This window comes from Coleofasciculus chthonoplastes PCC 7420, from assembly GCF_000155555.1.
Taxonomy (GTDB): domain Bacteria; phylum Cyanobacteriota; class Cyanobacteriia; order Cyanobacteriales; family Coleofasciculaceae; genus Coleofasciculus; species Coleofasciculus chthonoplastes_A.
Genome location: NZ_DS989847.1, coordinates 300,678 through 321,383, shown reverse-complemented (window position 1 = coordinate 321,383; position 20,706 = coordinate 300,678). Strand labels below are relative to the sequence as shown.

Annotated in this window: 12 protein-coding genes; 3 read left to right on the top strand and 9 right to left on the bottom strand. The window is 42.2% G+C overall.

What is annotated here, in order from left to right; translation table 11 throughout:
* The first annotated feature begins 14 nt into the window (after nucleotides 1-14).
* Complete coding sequence (locus MC7420_RS12115) at nucleotides 15-1,112, top strand: hybrid sensor histidine kinase/response regulator (protein WP_006100685.1); 1,098 nt, start codon at nucleotides 15-17, stop codon at nucleotides 1,110-1,112.
* A gap of 625 nt (nucleotides 1,113-1,737) precedes the next feature.
* Here the strand turns inward: MC7420_RS12115 and MC7420_RS12110 are convergent.
* Nucleotides 1,738-2,997 carry a DUF3747 domain-containing protein gene (locus tag MC7420_RS12110; RefSeq protein WP_006100491.1) on the bottom strand — a complete coding sequence of 420 codons (1,260 nt, stop codon included), beginning with the start codon at nucleotides 2,995-2,997 and terminating at the stop codon, nucleotides 1,738-1,740.
* Nucleotides 2,998-3,246: 249 nt separating this feature from the next.
* Here MC7420_RS12110 and MC7420_RS12105 point away from each other — a divergent pair, with 249 nt between their 5' ends.
* Nucleotides 3,247-4,017 (top strand): hypothetical protein, encoded by a 771-nt coding sequence (locus MC7420_RS12105; protein ID WP_006100725.1) that lies wholly within the window; start codon nucleotides 3,247-3,249, stop codon nucleotides 4,015-4,017.
* Nucleotides 4,018-4,461: 444 nt separating this feature from the next.
* Here the strand turns inward: MC7420_RS12105 and MC7420_RS12100 are convergent, their stop codons facing one another.
* The 8 genes from MC7420_RS12100 to MC7420_RS12065 form a co-directional block, all read right to left on the bottom strand.
* A complete protein-coding gene (locus MC7420_RS12100) occupies nucleotides 4,462-5,061 on the bottom strand; it encodes a hypothetical protein (protein WP_006100423.1) in 600 nt (199 codons plus the stop codon).
* A 291-nt stretch (nucleotides 5,062-5,352) separates the two neighbouring features.
* Nucleotides 5,353-6,705 carry a hybrid sensor histidine kinase/response regulator gene (locus MC7420_RS12095; RefSeq protein ID WP_006100543.1) on the bottom strand — a complete coding sequence of 451 codons (1,353 nt, stop codon included), beginning with the start codon at nucleotides 6,703-6,705 and terminating at the stop codon, nucleotides 5,353-5,355.
* A 168-nt stretch (nucleotides 6,706-6,873) separates the two neighbouring features.
* The gene (locus MC7420_RS35105) at nucleotides 6,874-10,665 is read right to left on the bottom strand and encodes a PAS domain S-box protein (protein WP_006100620.1); all 3,792 of its coding nucleotides are present in this window, start codon (nucleotides 10,663-10,665) and stop codon (nucleotides 6,874-6,876) included.
* A 684-nt stretch (nucleotides 10,666-11,349) separates the two neighbouring features.
* Nucleotides 11,350-13,128 (bottom strand): glycosyltransferase family 39 protein, encoded by a 1,779-nt coding sequence (locus MC7420_RS12085; protein WP_006100653.1) that lies wholly within the window; start codon nucleotides 13,126-13,128, stop codon nucleotides 11,350-11,352.
* Nucleotides 13,118-14,860, bottom strand: a complete 1,743-nt coding sequence (locus MC7420_RS12080; protein ID WP_006100596.1) for a hypothetical protein — start codon at nucleotides 14,858-14,860, stop codon at nucleotides 13,118-13,120. The genes MC7420_RS12085 and MC7420_RS12080 overlap by 11 nt, the downstream gene beginning before the upstream one ends.
* A gap of 31 nt (nucleotides 14,861-14,891) precedes the next feature.
* Entirely contained in the window at nucleotides 14,892-15,848 is a 957-nt protein-coding gene (locus tag MC7420_RS12075) for a lysylphosphatidylglycerol synthase transmembrane domain-containing protein (protein WP_044206695.1), read from the bottom strand.
* 54 nt (nucleotides 15,849-15,902) lie between these two features.
* Complete coding sequence (locus MC7420_RS12070; RefSeq protein ID WP_006100648.1) at nucleotides 15,903-17,495, bottom strand: glycosyltransferase family 39 protein; 1,593 nt, start codon at nucleotides 17,493-17,495, stop codon at nucleotides 15,903-15,905.
* 62 nt (nucleotides 17,496-17,557) lie between these two features.
* Nucleotides 17,558-19,300: a hypothetical protein gene (locus MC7420_RS12065; RefSeq protein WP_006100571.1), complete on the bottom strand. Its 1,743-nt coding sequence runs from the start codon at nucleotides 19,298-19,300 to the stop codon at nucleotides 17,558-17,560.
* 363 nt (nucleotides 19,301-19,663) lie between these two features.
* Between MC7420_RS12065 and MC7420_RS12060 the strand changes: the two genes are divergently transcribed.
* Nucleotides 19,664-20,668 carry an NAD-dependent epimerase gene (locus MC7420_RS12060; protein ID WP_006100519.1) on the top strand — a complete coding sequence of 335 codons (1,005 nt, stop codon included), beginning with the start codon at nucleotides 19,664-19,666 and terminating at the stop codon, nucleotides 20,666-20,668.
* The last annotated feature ends 38 nt before the right edge of the window (nucleotides 20,669-20,706 follow it).

The window sequence follows — 20,706 nt, the reverse complement described above, 5'->3', positions numbered from 1 at the left end:
AGGAAGCCATCATCATGATCTCCAATGCCAAGCTGCTGATTGTAGAAGACGAAGAAATCGTGGCTTTTGATATTGAAACCACACTGCGGACACTAGGGTATGACGTTGTGGGGATAGCGACGACGGGAGAAGAGGCGATCGCCACGGCGACTCAAACTAAACCTGACTTAGTTCTCATGGATATTCGACTCCCCGGAAAACTGGATGGAGTTAAAGCGGCTGAGGAGATTAGTCAACGTCTAAATATTCCCGTCGTTTATCTGACTGCCCATGCAGATAAATCTACCTTAAAGCGAGCTAAAATAACCGCCCCCTTTGGTTATATTCTCAAACCCTTCCAAGAAGACGAACTGCAAACCACGATTGAAATTGCCCTCTCGCGCCATCAATCTGAAGAACGGCTGCGGTTAGCCTTAGCTAAAGAAAAAGAATTAAACCAACTGAAAACTCAGTTTATCGCCATCACCTCCCATGAATTCCGCACCCCCCTCACCACAATTAGTTCCTCAAATGATCTGCTCGAACGCTATTGTCGAGATACCATGGATGCCAAAAAAGAAAAGCATTTGCGGCAAATTAAACTATCTGTGAACCAGATGATCCAGTTGTTAGATGACGTTTTACTGATTGGTAGAGCCGAATCCGGAAAAGTTGAACTTCAACTTATTCCTATCGATTTAGTTAAATTTTGTCATAACTTAGTCGAAGAAATCCAGACCAATGCTGGGGATAAGTACCAAATTATTTTTACGCATCAAGGTGAATTCACCGAGACTTGTCTGGATATTAATCTATTGCGCCCTATCCTCTCTAATTTACTAGCAAATGCGGTAAAATACTCCCCGCAAGGTGGCGTCGTCACGTTTCATTTATTCAGTAACGATACAACGATTACGTTCCAGATTAAAGACAGTGGAATTGGCATTCCTCCAGAGGCACAAAAGTACCTGTTTGAATCCTTCCATCGTGCCAGCAATGTTGGCAAAATTAAAGGAACAGGCTTAGGACTTTCCATCGTCAAGCGCTGCGTGGATATCCATGGCGGTGAAATTAGCGTAGACAGTGAAGTTAATGTCGGCACAACCTTTACCGTTAAATTACCCTTGACATAGTTTTGATGATTGATGGTTGATGGTTGACCCATACCTTTGATGAAGGTGTCTGTGTAGGGGCGGGTTTCACTATTATCGTTTTTCACTTCACCCAGATGTAACTAAACCCGCCCAGACCGCACAACCTTTACCGTGACATCACCGTTGAAAGTGTTGATGGTTGATAGTTGACCCATACCTTTGATGAAGGTGTCTGTGTAGGGGCGGGTTTCACTATTATCGTTTTTCACCTCACCCAGATGTAACTAAACCCGCCCAGACCGCACAACCTTTACCGTGACATCACCGTTGAAATAGGGTTGATTGTTGCGTTTTGACCAGAAAATTGATAGGTTAATTTTAGGCAATGGTTCATGTCGATTTTCCTGGGTTTTTCTGATACCTGATGCAGGGCGACCCGGTAAATTTTATCGGTCAATTGTGTTCATTTTGCAGCGACTCCCAAGCCAGCCCTCACCCCCAGCCCCTCTCCCAAGCTTGGGAGAGGGGAGCAAGAGAATCCGATTTATCGCACTACGGGCATAGGTTAGGACATTCCCCTATTGCCTATTGCCTATTGCCTATTGCCTTTTTACCCAATTTTATTGTCCTAACCTCAATGCGTATTGCTATAACCAATGACCAATTATTTCACACAATTAAGCATTCGCACCGTCGCCGCCGCCGCATAATTCCGTTGGGCTTGGCTATTGGGAGAAAAAGCACTCCCCCTTTCATTCAATGGAGACGCCACTCGACAATAAGCCGACATTTGGGTAATCAGCGCATCTGCCCAATGACCCTGAATATCGCTAAACTGTAAAGCAGACTGATTGCCTGTCAGCGTCGGTTGTTGACCTTGAAGGGTTAAGGCAAACTCCGCCGCCCGTCGTTCCATTGCCATCAGTTCAGCGCGAGTTACGGGTTGGGTGGGTCGAAATTTGCCATCCGCATAACCACTGATGATATTATTCTCCCGCGCCCATTGAATTTTCGCCGCACTCCATCGGGAGGGATTAACATCAGGATAAGGGGCAAAGGTAACTTGATTAGGCAGTTCTAGATTGGCGTTGGGAAGTTGATTCAGGGCTTCAAAAATAATCGAAACCAATTGTTCACGAGTTAAAGCCGCTTGGGGTCTGAATGTGTTATCTTCTCTGAATCCAGCAATAAATCCCATTGCCACAGCTTGCTGAATTTCATTGGCATAAATGTCATTGGCAACATCGGGAAAGGTTACGACTGGATTGCCAGTTCCTGAACCTGTGCCTGGGTTAGCACCTGGATTAGACCCCGTACCGGAACCTGTGCCTGGGTTAGAACCTGTACCAGAACCGCCACCTGTACCAATACTGCTTAAAGGTTGACTATTTGCCAGATAAATATGACCCAATGGTCTACCTTGATAGGAACGTCGGGCAAAGTCCCAACCGGGTTCTAAGACTATCTTGACAAATCCATTGGCTAACCCTTGGGTTCTACCCACTATAACCTCTGGGGCGCTGCGATCGCGGCTATTGGTTCCTATCAGTACCAATTCACCATTGCGTTCAACAATTCTGAGTAAATAATCTAAGCCCAAATCTTCACCCGCCATGCGGATGGAATACCCATTACTATCGGTGCTACGTCCGCAAATCCCACTAAAGTCAAAGTTCAATAATAGCGGATCAACGATAACCGGATTACTGCCACTTTCACTCCAACACTGCCGCGCATTGCTTTTTTGTTCAATAATCAGCAGTTGATGGGAACTCTCGCCAAAAGGTGCAGCCACGGCAATAAATTTATTTTGATCAACCGGAATTTGCTCAAATGTCGCCGCCACTGATTTATTCGCGATTAGGCTAGATAGGGCGATTGTGGCTAGGGTGGCTACTTGTGTAAAAAATGCACGCTTTCTCATCTTGTCCGCTTCAATCCTTTAATTGTGTAGTTCTTCAACAACTTTCCTCTGTACAAAGTCTGTGATCACTCTCGTGTATAAAAGTTTCCCAGATTCCTCGGTACTTAGCGTGTATTTAATATCTCGTAACAATCAACCGGATCAGGTGTACCCCTGTGAAACAAAAGAAAGTATCACAAGCTGAACCCCTGTCCCTGGAACCCTTACCCATGATCGGGGAAAACGTTTCACACTTACAGGTCACAGGATATGTTATTTAACTTTATCGGATGGAGTGGCGCATTGGGAATCATTACCCTGCTGATATTTGGCATCCTGCAATGGTTGCATATCAGCGCTGGACATTTTCTGGATTGGGTGATTGGAGTTGCCAGCTTTTGGTGGCTGTTGGTGGTTGTGACAGTTCCCTGGAATGTCCACTTTGAAGCCAAGTCGGTTTTGGCAGATGCGGCGCAATCGGCGGAAAAGGGAATAGAGATTGACGCCAAACAGGTTAATTATGCTCAAGTTGTGGCAACGCGATCGCTCTGGGTGGCGATAGCTTTACATATTCTATCTGCGATTGGGCTTTACACGCTAGCGGCTACGGGAATTAGTGCAGTGGGTTACATTAGTTCGGGTGCAGCATTGTTGTTAACCGCCTTACGCCCAGCCATCCGACTCTATGAATATTTAGCCGCCCGTTTAGCGATGATTCGCCGGGAGTTTAAGTATCCGCGTGAGGATGTGTACCAATTGCGCGATCGCGTCTCAAATTTAGAACAGGATATCAGACAGATCCAACCCCAACTCGATCCCGAAAATGAGCAGTCTTGGGTAGCGATACAGAATCGTAACTGGGAAGAAAGCCGCAAAGATATCGCCCGACTCCGCGCTTCTTTTGATCAACTCGAAGCCCAGAATGAGGCTGAACACAGGCGTTTAGCCCGGGAAGCCCAACAAGCGATCGCCCAATTAACTACAGATAGTCAATTCCTGGATCACGTTCGCGAAATTATCCGCTTTTTCAAGACAGCATAATTCGTCATTCGTCATTCGTTATTTGGTTCAAATCGAAACAAAAAGAGGGCGGGTTTTGTTGATCAGTTGTGGGTACGCCCGTTCAGTAAACGGCTAAACCCGCCCCTACAATCCAAATTAGAAATCCGAGAATCTGATCAACTGGGGGTAACGGATAATCAGTTAGCGCAATTGTTACCGTTTGTCCCTCCAGAAACAAAAAGAGGGCGGGTTTTGTTGATAAGTTATTGGTACACCCGTCAATTAAACGGCTAAACCCGCCCCTACAATTAACCGTCTCTAACCATCCAAATTAGAAATCCGAGAATCTGATCAACTGGGGGTAACGGATAATCAGTTAGCGCGATCGTTACCGTTTGTCCCTCCAGAAACAAAAAGAGGGCGGGTTTTGTTGATCAGTTATGGGTACACCCGTCAATTAAACGGCTAAACCCGCCCCTACAATTAACCGTCTCTAACCATCCAAATTAGAAATCCGAGAATCTGATCAACTGGGGGTAACGGATAATCAGTTAGCGCGATCGTTACCGTTTGTCCCTCCAGCTTCAGAAACCGCCACTGTGTACCACTGGTTACACAGCCATACACCGTCGTAATCGAACGTTCCGCCGCCGCATTAAATCGCTGCGCCGCCACCATTTCCGCCACACATTGACCTAATCCCGTGCGAATATCTGCCTTCTTTGCTTCCGTTAATAGAACCACTGGGGCTTGAATAAATAGTTGCTCAACCGAACGAGACAAAATAAAATCACAGATCCCATTTAAACCGACCGAGGGATCGACATCAAATTCTTCTCCTGAAAACAAGCTAACTTGAGAAGATAAAAGGCGTTTGACTTCCCAGAGAATTGGGTAAATAATACCCTCAGACCGTGCCTTTTCACTCCCTGTGGCGGTTAAAGGTAGACTCGTTTCTAGGAATTCCGTTAATATGGGTGACGGTGTAACCGGAGCAATTTCTGCCAGAAGTTGCGGAACCTCAACTAAGACGAGATTAAAGTCTGCTACGGCTTGAGCAAGGGTAAACTGGCTGTAGGACATAGGTTATCCATTTGTAATATAACGTTCGATTGAATACTTACACTTTGCTAATTATCAAAAAAATCTCCGTACAAATTAATAATATCATGTCCGGTTGAATACCCATAATTATGGTGAGGAGGTGAGGGATAGATCTGACTTTTAACGCTATTTAGAAAAAAAGATGCTTCCCTTTTATTGCACGGAAGGGGGCAGAATTCAAAGCCTCTCTCCTTGCAGGAGAGAGGTTTGGAGAGAGGTTTTCCAGATTTCAAGGCGGTGTAACAAGGTGAAAGTTAATGGAATTTATTTCTACTCTTCATTCAAATCTAGCGGGATATCAATTACAAATTCTGTTCCTTTTCCCAGTTGACTATTTATCTGTAACTGACCTTTATGCTTTTCGACAATAATCTGATAACTAATCGCCAAACCTAAACCTGTTCCTGAACCCACAGGCTTTGTCGTAAAAAAGGGATCAAAGATTTGGCGTTTGACCTCATCATTCATCCCTGAACCATTATCGGCAATTTTAATAACCACATTGGCATTGTCTTTAATTTCCGTACAAATCCAAATCGTTGGTGTTGGCGGATTCGATTCAAACCCATTGTTACCTGTTCTCCATTTCTCTTTCTCCTGATCAATGGCTTCAATGGCATTAGTGATAATAGACGTAAATACTTGGTTAAGCTGACCCCCATAACAGGCAATTTTAGGCAGATAACTATACTCTTTAATCACTCGAATAGCTGGTCGATCTGACTGAGATTTAAGACAGTGCTGTAACAAAAACAGTGTATTATCAATTCCTTGATGAATATCCGTTAACTTAAATTCTGATTCATCCAAATGGGAAAAACTCCGCAACAACAGAATAATCTGACAGATTCGTTCCGCCCCCACTTGCATTGAGTTAAGAATTTTGGGTAAATCTAACTGTAAAAAATTCAGATCAATGGCTTCCGTTTCTGCAACAATTTCGGGGCTGGGATTATTGTAGGTGCGTTGATAAGAATGAAGCAAGTGTAAGAGTTCTTCTAGATAAGTTTTTGTAATCGAAGCATTACTGTAGATAAAATTCAACGGATTATTAATCTCGTGGGCGATTCCGGCAACCATTCGACCCAAACTTGACATTTTTTCGGATTGAATGAGTTGAAGTTGGGTTTGTTGTAATTTTTTTAATGCCTGCTCAAGTTCTAAGGATCTTTGCCGTTCTTTATCTTGTGAATCCAATAGTTTTTTATTTTGGTTAATGAGTCGCTTTTGTAGATTTCTCAAGGCAAGATGGGTTTGGACGCGACACAATACTTCTTCCGGTTGCAGGGGTTTGGTAATATAATCAACCGCACCAATTTTAAAGCCTTGGACTTTATCGACGGTATCAGACAGGGCGGTCATAAAAATTACGGGAATATCTTGAGTCGATGGATCAGATTTGAGGTGTTTACAGGTTGTAAATCCATCCAATCCCGGCATCATTACATCTAATAAAATCAGATCCGGTTGGGCATATTGCACTTGTTCAATCGCACTTTCTCCATCTAAGGCGACTAAGACTTTGAAGTCAGATTGAGTTAAATATTCAAAGAGAAACCCTAAATTGGTGGGGTTATCATCGACAATCAGCAGTTTACTTTTCTCCGGAACTTGAAGGGTCATAATAAATGATAACTGATGAAACAAGCAACCAACCAAGACATATAGTGATTAATAGGGTAATGGTTTAGCTAGAACGATGTAATCAAGAATTCCCGGAATACCCCTGACGGCTAAATAATGGATTGCCTTAGAGGAAAAGGAATACAATGAACCATGAACCCTAAACTATTAACCATCAACAAGATGATCTTGAATCAGTTCCCGCAGTTGTTTCAATCGAAACCCTCTCGCTAACTGACAAATTTGGCTGGTTAAGGGTTCAAATTGCGAATTTTGTTGGGCTAGAGATTCAGCGCGTTCGATAATGCCTTGGATATCCCCCATTTTAACTAAATCAGCTAATGCTGTAATTTCTGATGCGGGTAGGGAAATAATCGGCGTCTGCGTCAGATTAGCCGCCTTCGTTGGGGAGAGAGATTGGGGTAGGGAATAAATCCATTCTAGGTTTAAATGGAGTGCGATCGCGTCGAGAAGTTGCTGGCTTTCCACAGGCTTGGCGAGAAAACCCCGACACCCGGCGGCGAGACTCTCCTGCTGAATCTGGGGGTAGACACTTGCCGAAAGCGCGATCGCGACGATATCTTTATCCTGAAGTTGGGGTAATGCTAGCATTCGGCGTGTGGTTTCCAATCCATCCATTTCTGGCATCACTAAGTCGATTAAAATTAGATCAGGATAAGATTCGACAACCTTCTGCAAACAGTCTAGACCATCAACCGCCTCTATTATTTCAAACCCTAAAGGCTTTAGCATCGCCCGCAATAGAGTACGATTCACTCTATTATCATCCACAATCATTAATTTCCGTTTGTCCCCTTTGAAGCCTGTAATCCGGCGTTTGGTAGAAGGATTCGGTTCGTGCCATCCTGAGACTAAGGGTAAATTAATATCAAACCAGAATGTACTCCCTTTACCGGGAATACTCTTAACTTTAATTTCACTCCCCATCAGTTGAATTAATTTCTGGCTAATCGCCAATCCCAATCCCGTTCCTTCAGTCGCATGGCTATGATCACTGACTTGATGGAAGGGTAAAAAGATTTTGGTTAATTGACTCAAATCAATCCCCACACCTGTATCTTTAATTTGAAAACGAATTGTTTTACAGTGTTGATCCTTCGCCAGCCTCGAGTAAACCGGGTTTGTCGGGGTGGGTTTAGGGACTTGATTTTGACTATTGCTGGTAAGGTTTGTACAAAACCCGCTCTGACTAAGTTTTGATTCAACGGCAGAATTTCTACAAGCCGATTTTACATCGGTTCGATTAACAACACTCACCGTAAATGTTACCTCACCCCGATCCGTAAACTTAATCGCATTACTGAGTAAATTACACAGAACCTGTCGCAGTCGTTTGTTATCCGCTATCACCCCATTCGGAAGGGGCGAAAGCACTTGATAGGTAAAGATAATATCTTTTTGTTGGGCACGTAACTGAAACAAATCAGCCAGACTATGGAGAAAGTTGGGCAAGTGAAACTCTGTGGGATAGAGTTCCATCTTTTGCGCTTCAATCTTAGCTAAGTCGAGAATGTCATTAATTAACGTAAGCAGGTGTTCACCACATTGATGAATAATGTTCAAATTATGGTGCTGTGGGTTGGTTAACGTTGTGTCTTGTTTGAGCAGTTGAGCATACCCTAAAATACCATTCAGGGGCGTGCGGAGTTCATGACTCATATTGGTCAAGAATTCGCTTTTGGCACGGTTGGCAATTTCGCTGCGTTTGGCTTCTCGAACTGCCACTTCTTTCGCTTGCTGGAGGGCTTCTTCGGCTTGCTTGCGTTCGGTAATATCTAAATAGGCAACAACGACACCCGAATCGCGTAACGGAATCGGTGAAGCTGTCGCACTAATCCAGGTAATTTTTCCATCTGGCTTAACGATTCCAGCTTCATGGTTTTTGATCACTTGGTTTTGAATTAAGGCTTTGACATTGGCAAATTCTGATCGGGGCATTACTGTGCCATCGGGTCGGATCACGTTCAATTGTGGCGTCACATATTTAGCATTAATTCGGTCAGAAACCGATAAGCCTAAAATTTTCTCACTCGCCGCATTCGCTTCAATCAGATTCCCCTGTTTATCGGTGATTGAAATCCCAATCGGTAAGATTTGAAACAAGGTTTTATATTTTTGTTGGCTTTCCCGTAATGCCTTTTCCATGCGCTTGCGATCGCTAACGTCAATGTAGGCAATGGCAACGCCATAATCAGCGAGAGGAATGGGGGCGGCGGTGACGCTAATCCAAGTGATTTTATCCTTGGCTTTAAGGATTCCCATTTCCATATTTTCAATGACTCTATTTTCGGTTAAAGCGCGAACACTAGCAAATTCAGAGGCTGGCATGGGAGTACCATCGAGTCGAATAATAGACCAATTGGGAGCATCATAAGTGCGACTGGTTTGTTCTTGACGGGATAGTCCTAAAATTTCTTCACTGGCGGAATTGGCTTCAATAATATTTCCCCCTTTATCAGTAATGGAAATACCCATCGGAAAGATTTTAAACAGGGTTTTGTATTTCTGTTGACTTTCTCTTAATTCTTCTTCCATTTGTTTGCGATCATTGATATCCTCACAAACCACGGCAATATATCGGGGTGAACTCTGTTCATCTTTAATCATCGATACCGTGATCCGCCCCCAAACACAAGCACCATCTTGGCGCAGATAGCGTTTATCAATGGTGTAGTTTGTGCGTTTTCCGCACAGGATTGAATCAAATAAGTCGGTATCCAGAGATAAGTCTTCCGGGTGAGTCAACCCAGAAAAATGCATCCCGACGATTTCATCCGGGGAGTAGCCTAAGAACCGACAATTGGCTTCATTTGCGGTCAGAATATACCCGTCGAGATCCAGCAGGGCAATTCCCACCGAGACATTCTCAAAAATAGAACGGAATTGTTCTTCACTCTCTCGTAACGTTTTTTCAGCCTGTTGGCGATCGCGAATTTCTCGTTTGAGTTCTTCATTGGCTTGCTGTAAGGCTTCGGTGCGTTCTTTCACCCGTTGTTCTAATTCAGCATTCAAGCTTAATATTTTGGCTTCGGCTAATTTTATTGTGGTAATATCGGTAGCGACACCTAAAATTTGTTGAGGTTTGCCATCGGGAGTTTTGGTAAACACTGTATCTCGGCTATAAAGCCAGCACCATTCCCCATTCGCCCGACGCATTCGGTATTCAGTTTCGATAATTTCGCGATCGGAAGCTGTCGCCAAGCGTTCAATTTGTGCCGATAATTTGGCTAAATCATCTGGGTGCATGAGTTGAGATAACAGGGTTTCTCCCATGGCTTGTACCGCTTCCGGCGAATATCCCAAAATCTCGGTGATGGTGCGATTACTATAGATATTCCGTTGTTCAATGATGTCGTAGATATAAACAATGGCGGAAATAGATTGACTGATTTGTTCAACAAAATTCTGGGATTGCTGCAATGCCTTTTCCGCTTGCTGATATTCAGTTACATCTCGCAACACTAATAGATGATGATCCGGCAACATATTGGCAGTACCTTCTAACTCTACGTCTCGTTGAGTGCCATCGGCACGCCACAGACAAAAGTTATAAGTGATTCGTCTTTGGGCAAGAAAGTGACACCAATCATGAAGACTAATTGGAGTAGTTTCCAATATCGTGCGATGCAGCAGTTGATCCTCAGACAATTTAAATAATTCACCCGCCGCCCGATTGACTCTGAGGAATTTTCCCTGGCTATCAGCAATCACCATAGCATCCAGGGAGTCATTGAAGATTGCCAGAAACGCACAAGCCTCAGAATTCCCCTTTTGTTCCTGAAACGGGCATGATACCGGGTTGGCGGGTTGGCTTTGACTAGGATTGCTAGCAGAGTAAGGGATAACCATACTGTATTCTTGATTCTTGCGATCGCGTGCGTGAGGTTTGCCCAAACCCGTTATTCCGCCATTGATGCGACAGATCCTGGGTTGGGGCATACTCCTATCTACAGTGCGATCGTCACAGAATCCCTATTTTGATGCCCCAGTTTGACACGGTGACGCCTGATCCGCCTGATTGCCTACCACAAAAATAAATTGAATAGCTTTTATTTAATACTCTTTTAATACTCTTGTCCGATTCACCACAGTCAGGAAACTCTAAACTTTTGAAACAGATTTTTATCCTCAGAATTTCCTCAGATTTCGGTTTTAGTCTAGAGATAAAGCAGAGTTGTCGTAGATTGTATCACACTCTACAGTCTCGTCAAACCACGCCAATAACGGTATCGTACCGGAATTGAATTAAACTCTACTGCAAATAGGAAGGAAAAAGATGTTTAGTCATACTTGTCTTTGTTGCTCACACACCTTACTCAGGCACATTCGCTCTCACCAAGTCTACTGGTTCTGCCCCCATTGTTACCAAGCCATGCCTGAATCCCTTGAACCCTACTCACGGCTGAATGCCTCCCAACTTTTCGAGCTTTCTGTTGTAAAATCTTATAAAGTTGGCAGTAGCCCCCGAGAAAAAGTCAGCTCAGTGCCTCAAGCTTATCATGTCGCCTAGTACAAAAACAACTTAATTGATACCTTTTATACAACGATTAAAATACAAAAATGACATCGAGTATTTGGTCAACAGGAACCTTCATACTGTTCAACAGTGTCATTAAATCAAATTTAAAGAATTCTTGGTTGAACTAGCCAAAGGTCTCCAATTTGGTGAGTGAGTTCAATGTTCATCATTGGTTTTACTTTGATATCTGAGAACCATTGTTCCATCGGCTTAAACACAAAAACAGGTTGAAACCCGGCAGGAATGTTTGGAAGACTAGAAGGTTCTATGACCATAACGCTTACCTTGTCATCAAGTAGATAGCTTAACGAGATCAAGCGACCAATTTTTTCCCGATCACTAATGATCAGTGGGGACGGTGCTTGGTTGATCACCTTAGCAACCTGAGGATAATCATAGCTGCTGTATTTATTCCACCAAGTTTCGGATTGAGAACTAACTCCACAGGATAAAATGCCTCCCAAAATTAAAGCAATGAGTAATAATTGCCATAATTTTCGGGACTGAATCTTTAAATCAAATAGTTTCATCCTGAGTAAATACGCTACAGCGATTTGAATTCCTAAATAACTGGGAATTAAATATCGACCGGTAACCGAGCGCTGTCCTCCAGAAATTAAATCGGGTAGAACTAGAGCCATGGCTGGAATAACGATTAAGGTTAGGATAAATAGCCAAGTCTGGGGCGGTTGAGTCGTGACTAGCGTAATGACAGCATAAATCTCTATAACAACAATGGCGAAAATGACATAAGTAAAAGGATTGTCAACAGACAGGTAAATGCCACTTTCCGCTGAACCAATACTAAATATCGGGCTAACATAACCCACTTGAATGTCAAAAAAGATAGAACTTAAGTTAATTAACCATCTTTGAGTAATTTCAGTAATAGATAGGGTTCTCACTAACCAGCCAGCCATGCCTGCTGACTTGTTAAATAGGACTAAAATCCAGGGAAAAAACCCAACAATTCCAATCAATGTTGCCCAACTATAAATCAGCAGTTTACCTATGGGTTTGTAAAAAAAAATATCAGGAACTAACTCCCGTTCAACTTCTAGGTATTTTCCTGCCTGAATTTGCAAAATTTGACAGATTAAAACATATAATCCATGAGATAAAATAACAAACAGAAAAAGCAAATGTGAATATAAACCCAGGGATATACTTGCCGCATAAATTACCCATTTAACACCGATGTATTTAGGGTTTATCGTATGTATTAAATTGGATTTTTTTGATTTCGATAAATCTTTATTTGTACTAGGGTATACAGTATATATCAGCCTTAAGTTAATGCCATTGACTTGAGGCTGATCATTCCGCATTGCCCATAATAAGGCAGCACTTGATAACAAAATTGTTACCGTCCATAGGCTGTATTGACGGGCTTCCTGAGCATACAACAGATGAAATGGAGAGATTGCCATTAATCCTATCGCTATTCCACCTACCCATGGAGAGGGAAACAATTCCCGACAAAGCCAATAGAGACAAGGAAATGTTAGTAAACTAATCACTGCAGGTAAACTTCTCATGGCTATGACCGAACTACCGAACCACTGCATCCAAAATCGTGCCATTAGGTAGTAAAGGGGCGAATGTTCAGCATTTCCTGTCAAGGCTTGAATCGTATCTCTTATATCTCGTTGGGGATGAGGATGTTGAAAGGCTTGTAAATCCTTAACACCGATAACCTCTCCCGTGGGAACAAGCTCCATGATTTCTGAACTTGTATAAGCAGAGACGCGAATCGACGTATTAACCTCATCAATCCAATAGACTTTCTTATCGAGATGAGCAAATCGGAAAACTAGACCAATAATCAGCAAACTCACAATTAAATATCTCAGTCCAGTTGAAAAGGATTTTTTATCGACCATGACGTTTTTCTAAAATACACTCTGCCTCTAAGACAACGACTTCTTCGGTTTGGAAAACTGTACAGCGTTCCATCAGGGTTTCCACAACAGGTATTTTCCCCTGCTGCAAAGTTGTCAACGCTTCAGTGGCAACAGGTTGATACTGCTGCAGCCAGCTATTACTGGCTAAATAATTGGGGGTAAATGCGGAACGGTCAAGTAACCAAAAATCTACACCATACTTTTGAATAAATGCCTGTACATCTGCCTCATCGGTACTATATTGAGCCATGAGCAAATCAACCACTCGTTGGCGAATCTGTTGATAATAACCCACTAACAACGGAATAGCATATTCCTTGCTAACTAAAACAGAACGCTGGGAAAAAGTGGGCAAAAAATTGGTTTCTCCGGAAACCGAAGCAATGAGACTATCTTTCGGTTGTTGGGCAAAAAAATCATAGAGTCTGGGAACTTTACCCACTTTGTAGGCGACGTCAGGAAATTCATCTTCTAGGGTAGGATAGAGTATAATAAACGCGCTAATGAGTACAGTAAACCCTATTGCTACTCCTTGTTTCTGCCATGGGCGAGAGCGTGAAGGTGAAGGCTTAGGTCTAGTAGAAAAAATTCCATCGAGTACAACCGTTAAGGCAATTCCAGCAGCAATTGCCATGACAATTCGCCATCCATGTTCTGTATAGCGACTAGGAAGATAAAGCTTAAATAACAAAGCGTGAGCCAGAAAAAAGAAACCAAAGGACACGAATAAAAGCTGACCCAAAAGCTTGATTTTGTGACTGACTTGTTTCGCTAACGGAAACCGAGACGGAAATTGCAAGACAATGGGAAGTAGCACTCCCAGGAAAATTTGGGGCGGTGGAAAACCCAGTTGACACCACTCACGGGGAAACATCCCGGTACGTCCACCACAGAACCAATAATCTGAGAAATGATCCGTGAAAAACTTCGTGCGTCCACCGGGCCAAAATTCTGGCATTGCTCTAGCTTCAGCCGCCGTAACCACGGGACCAAATTCAGACGAGTTCAAGACATAAGGCAAAATCATCAATAAAGCCAATCCTATCCCAGCACCGTAGAATAGGTAATCCTGTCGCTGAGACGAAAAACGTAGTCGTCCATTGTCCCAGGAACAGAGTTGTAGGAAGAGCAGCCCGATACAAATGAGCAAATACTGAGGATAAAATACACCGAGCAGTGCTAAAACAATTAAAGCAGGAATAAAAGAGCGCTTCAATAGATAATACAGAAATGCTAAGAAAATTGGATATAAAAAAGCCCTTGGCGTTCCCGATGATAAATCATCCTTAAACCAAAGATTTTGATTGAGGAGTAATGTACCGATAAATCCAGCTAGAGGAACGGGTAAAAGTTGAAAACAGATGCCAAAGCCGTAGATAGTGGAAATCATTCCCAAAATAATCGGTAATACTTTACTTAATAAAATTGGATCAATACCAATCGTGGCAAAAAACTTGTAGAATAGAGTATAGCCCCAAGGTGCAATTGATTGAAAATAATCGGCAATTAGGTCATTAGAGAGTAACTCTGGATCTAAAAATCGGCGCATCCAAAATACATGATGTCGGGCATCGTCTTGGACAACATACTCACTCGCAAACGCTTGCTGGAGTCCTAAGATACCGTAAATCGCTGCCCAGGTTAGGCTTAAAGCTAGCCAAAAAATAATCTGAGATTTTTTGGGAGTGTGGGAAATAAACAAATTGTCCATTAGTGTGTTTAGTTTAAAAGTTAACTAGAAATTAGAGTTCTTTTTGATAATGGGGTTTTTGTTGAATAAATGATAAAGAACGTCCGAGGAACGGTAACCCCATAATGGCAGGTAACAAGTAGCGTGATGTACACAGTAAACCTAATGCTGCACCTGTCGGGGTATTAAAAAATGGCTGATAAAGCATAATAAATGCGGCATCGCGAGTTCCAATGCCCGCAAATGTGAATGGCAGTAATCCGGCTAAGATAGCAAGGGGAGTGAGTGCGAGGCTGATCAAAAAAGGTGTCCAAGCATTGAGGGCAATAATCAACAACCAAATTTGCAAAAAATTTAGAAATGAAATAATTAAGGATGTTAGTATAATTTTGCCAAAGATAATTTTATTGTGCCAAATGTAATGATTGAGAGTTCGCCAAGATTTAATCAGATTTTTTGATTTTTGATGTAGACGCGGATAATTTATTTTTAAGGTTCGATCAATTGTGGGCATTAATTCAGCAGAAAACAGGATAACGAATCCCCCCAATATTGCCAAAAATATAAAGATAGAGACTCCTTCTAAAACCTGGCTTTTAGTATCATAAAAAAATAGACCAAATCCACAGCATATTAATACTGACAACATATCACATAATTTTTCAAAAATGATTAAACAGAGAGATAAACAACCATCTATATGTCCTTGTTCTTTGATAAAATAAGCTTTAGCAACATCACCCATTTTTGAGGGTAAAACCATATTTAAAGAGTTGGCGATTAAAATTAACTGATAAACTTGCCCAAACTTCATCTGATAGGGCATTGGTATCAATTGTTGCAAACGCCAAGCATTCAGAATCGTGATCGGTGCGATTAGGCTCATACTCAGTGTTAGCCAGAGCCAATCGCAGTTTTGTAGAACAGTCATAAGCTGAGAGACGTCCGTTTTCCAATAAAGGATTCCTAAAATAATTAGACTGACCGCAAAAGAAATAATTTTTTTCATTAAATATTCGGGATTTAAAGGGTTATGGCAACAAAAAGACTCACAACATATAACTTATCTTGCTGAATTTGGCAAGGAAAGCTGTTCCCATAAATATAGGCTTTGACCTTGAACAACTAATTTACTTGTAGAATTAAAATCGACTAAAGACCGAGATGTATCATGTTTAGTATACTTAAACAAGAAAACATGATTAACATTATCTGGAATCGTTGCACTTGTCAAAGTAGTGAGTGGTTGCAGCCACGTTTTTGGCTCTAATCGATAGCTCAGTGTTAAAATCCGAATGGGGGACGCATCACTAATCACCAGGGGACGTGGGGCTTGATTAATCACTTGTCCAATTTTAACATAGTAGTCTGAATTATCATCCATACTCCAAGTTACGGCTCTAGGAGAACTAACCATACAACCAATCACGCCACCCGAAATAATTGCGATCGCACAAATTCTCCACCATCGTTGTTTCCATGTCCTAACAGTAGCCATCTGAGTTCCAAAGAGGTAGGCAAACGCTATCTGTATACCTAAATAGCTAGGGATAAGGTACCGTAGTCGAGTTGATAGTGAACTCCCGAATATCAAGTCAGGTATCATCAGCGTTAAAGCTGAAATTCCTACGATAGCAACGATAAACAACCCAACCTTTTTGGGTGCATGACGCCAGAGAAAGTACAGCGCATAAATTGCCAAAATAATAATTATCATATTAGCGGCGCCTAAGTCAGCATCAAAAAATGCACGGTTGATATTTCGGAACCATTGATTTGTTAAACGAGATAGAGAAGTTTTGCCTCCCCATTGTGTCAGATTGTTCTGGGATTTCAGCCAAGCATTAAATATCACCCAAGTCCAGGGAATAAAAGCAATTAGTCCGATTAAAAGACTTTGACAATAACGAATAACTGTTTTATGCAAGCGGCACTGATGCAGTATGAATACATAAACTCCCTGGGCTAAGACGACTAATCCAAATAACAAGTGACAATACAAACCAATGATTAGGCTTAGGGCATAGACTCCCCAATTTCTTGTCGTATTAAGTCGGAGTGCTTGGAGTAAGGTGGCACTGGATACAAGAACCGCAACTGTCCATAAACTATATTGTCTGGCTTCTTGGGCATACACGATATGCAGCGGTGAAATTGCAACGATTGCGACCGAAATTTCGGCAATAAATGGTGAGTTAAACAATTCTCTACCTAGCCAATAAATACTCGGAAAAACCAGAAAACTTATTAAAACTGACAAACTTCTAATAACAGTTACTGGGTTGTCAAACCACTGCATCCAAACCTTCATCCAATTGTATGCCATGAGATAATACAAAGGTGAATGTTCAGGATGAGTCATGAGAGCTTGAACGGTATCCATTAAACTGGTTTCAGGATGAGGAAATTTGTATTTGTCTAGGTGTTTTACAGGAATATTTTGATTATAAACCTGCTCAATTATCTCCGTTTCCGTATACCCTGAAATTCTTAAAGACGTTCTGACCTCATCTTCCCAGTAAAACTTATGGTCAAGCTTGACGACTCTAAATAATACGCCGAGCAATAGAATGACAATGATGCAAAGCTTGAACGCATCACGATAATGTAAATGCACCTTTTGTTGGTTTTGGCTGGATTTGACTAACTGTTTCATCGGGTATACACGGTATAGCAGTCAATTGAATTAATTGCAATTCATCTCTTGAACTCAGATTATTAATTCCGTTTTCTTTGAGCAAATTTAAGTATACAATCTGTTGGTAAAACAACCAAATATTCTGTTTCCAAAACTGAGCATTGCTCCATAATACCAGACAACGCTGGTATGATTCCCTGCTCAAGCTCAGTCACGACTGCTCTGGCTTCCGAAAACTGCATCAGCCAATTACTTCCCCTAATATATTCTGGAGTAAAGGCGGTGCGATCCAGAAGCCAAAAATCTGCTCCATAGGTTTCAATTACGTTTCGTGCTAAGGTTAAATCTGCACTATACTGAGCGCGGATTAAATCAATTGTTCTTTGGCGAATTTGATTATAGTATTCAACATGATAAGGAATAGTATACATTTCGCTAGTTAAAACCGAGCGTTGGGCAAAGCTTGGTATATTATTGGCTTCTTCTGATAAAGAAGCAATCATAATATGTTTGGGTTGCTGGCTGAAAAACTCATAGAGGAGCGGTTCCTTACCTTGTTTATACTTGGCATAGGGAAATGGTGTAAAAACGGGATAAATAATCAGCACAATTGCCAAAAACACTGTAGTACCCCTCGCTAAATATCCTTTCCATGGGTAAGATTTAGGCGAGCATTTTGCCCAATTAAACAAAGCCTGTAAGCTTACCGTCAATGTGATTCCTGCCGCTAATGCCAGCAATACCAGTAAACTGTGCATCGTATAGCGGCTGGGGTGATGTAGCTGGAACAAGAGAACATGGGCAATAACAAACATACCCAAAGAAGCGATAATACCTTGAATTAAAACCTGCACCTTAGGAGTCACCTGTCTTGCCAAAGGAAACTGGGATGACTTCCACAAGAGAAACGGTAAAAATAAACCCGTATAAATTAATGGAGTTATCCTTGACAGGCGGGGTACAAGACTACTTCGCTTCCCGTAAAACCAAAACTCCAAAAAGTTGTCGTGAAAAAAAGGAGTTCGTCCACCCGGTAAAAATTCTGGCGATATCTTTGCTTGTGCAGCCGTAATAACGGCTCCAAACTCCGAGGATTGTAACGCATAAGGCAGCATAACCAGAAACGCCGTTCCTAGTCCAGCTACACAAAATAAATAGTCTTGTTTATTCCCAGACAAACAAAGTCGTCCTTTGTGCCAACGCCATAGCTGTAATACTAAAATTCCTGATGAAATGAATACACACTGGGGATAAAATAATCCTTGGAGCGCGAGCGCGATTAAACAGGGCAGCAATGATCGCCGCAATAGATAGTACAAAAACGCTAAAAATAGTGGATAAATAAACGCCCGGGGTGTACCTGAGACTAAATCATACCGCATCCAAAGCGTTTGATTGAGAACTAAAGAGGCAATAAATCCTGCTGCTGGTACAGGTAATAACTGCAAGCAAGTTGCAAAACAATAGCTAGTTGTAATTACACCCAATAAAGTAGGCAACAATTTATTTAAAATCAGTGGAGGGATGCCTAGCTGAGCGATTAACCAGTAAAGCGCGGCATATCCCGAAGGTGCTACCGATTGATGGTAATCAGTAATTAAATCATTAGGAAATAGGGCAGGATCTAAGAACCGCTGCATCCAGAATACATGCTGACGAGCATCACTATCAATCAGATAGTTACCGCGAAACGCTAGCTCTAGGGCTAATACGCTGTAAATTACAGAGAACGTTAGGCTCAAACTGAACCAAAATCTAAGCTGAGATCGGTGTATTTTATAAGTGGGTGTCGTGAGCCATTGTTGCAGATAAGAGATTTGCATAGTAGCGATTGAAGATTACCCGTCAAGTTTTCAGAGAAACCAGAAGCCAAACAATCTAAAAAATAAGACGACAAAGCCTCCATTCTCGACAATCTTGTTATAGTAATAGGCTGGTAGCCAAGGTATTTCCAGTTACATGCCACTTAAATAAACATGTTTTGAGTGTAAAACCACCTATACAATGGGAAATCACCAGTCCAATCACCTCTTGAGTCTGTGTCATTCATTGCCAATCTGCTGTTCAATGCAATTTCTATCATCTGGGCATTAGTAGAGTATCAGATATTCCAGTTAAATTAAAGCAGTGTAGCATTAATCCTGAGCAAGTCAATTTAAGGTAAGAGTTTAGAGAGGAGCAGATATATGGTCAACGTTTTAGTTACAGGCGCCGCCGGCTTTATCGGATACCACCTCAGTCAACGGTTACTTGCCCAGGGTGATACCGTGATTGGACTGGATAACCTGAATGCGTACTATGATGTCTCCCTCAAACAGGCTCGACTGGCGCAACTGGAGAACCAACCTGGGTTTCGCTTTTATAAACTCGACTTAGCCGATAGAGAGGGAATTGCCCAGTTATTTGCCCAAGAATCCTTTGAGTTTGTCATTCATTTGGCGGCGCAGGCGGGGGTTCGCTATTCCTTGAAAAATCCCTATGCCTATGTGGATAGTAACTTGGTGGGTTTTACCAATATCCTGGAAGGATGTCGCCATTCTGACATCAAGCATCTAGTGTTTGCTTCCTCCAGTTCGGTGTACGGCGCGAATACGAAAGTGCCGTTTTCGGTACAGGATAATGTCGATTCTCCCGTTAGCCTATATGCGGCTACCAAGAAAGCCAATGAGTTAATGGCTCATGCTTATAGCCATCTGTATAACATCCCGACAACAGGCTTGCGCTTCTTTACGGTTTATGGGTCGTGGTATCGTCCCGATATGGCATTATTTTTATTTACTAAAGCAATTCTGGCTGAACAGCCGATTAATGTGTTTAATTATGGTCGGATGCAACGGGATTTTACTTACGTTGATGATGTTGTCGAGGGGGTGGTGCGAGTCATGGGTAAGATTCCGCCGCCGAAAGCGTCAGGAAATACTTCACCTGGTTCGAGAAGTTCTGCACCTTACAAACTCTACAACATTGGCAATAATCAACCGATTGAACTGCTACAACTCATCGAAACTCTAGAACAGTGTTTGGGCAAAACGGCGGTGAAAAATATGCTACCTATGCAACCGGGAGATGTGCCGATTACTTATGCGGATGTGGATGATTTAATGCAGGATGTCGGATTTAAACCGAATACGCCGATTGAAGTGGGTGTGGAACGTTTTGTTCAATGGTATCGGTCTTATTACAATATTTAGGGGCTGCTGAATAAGTTTGGGGAACAGGGAACAGGGAA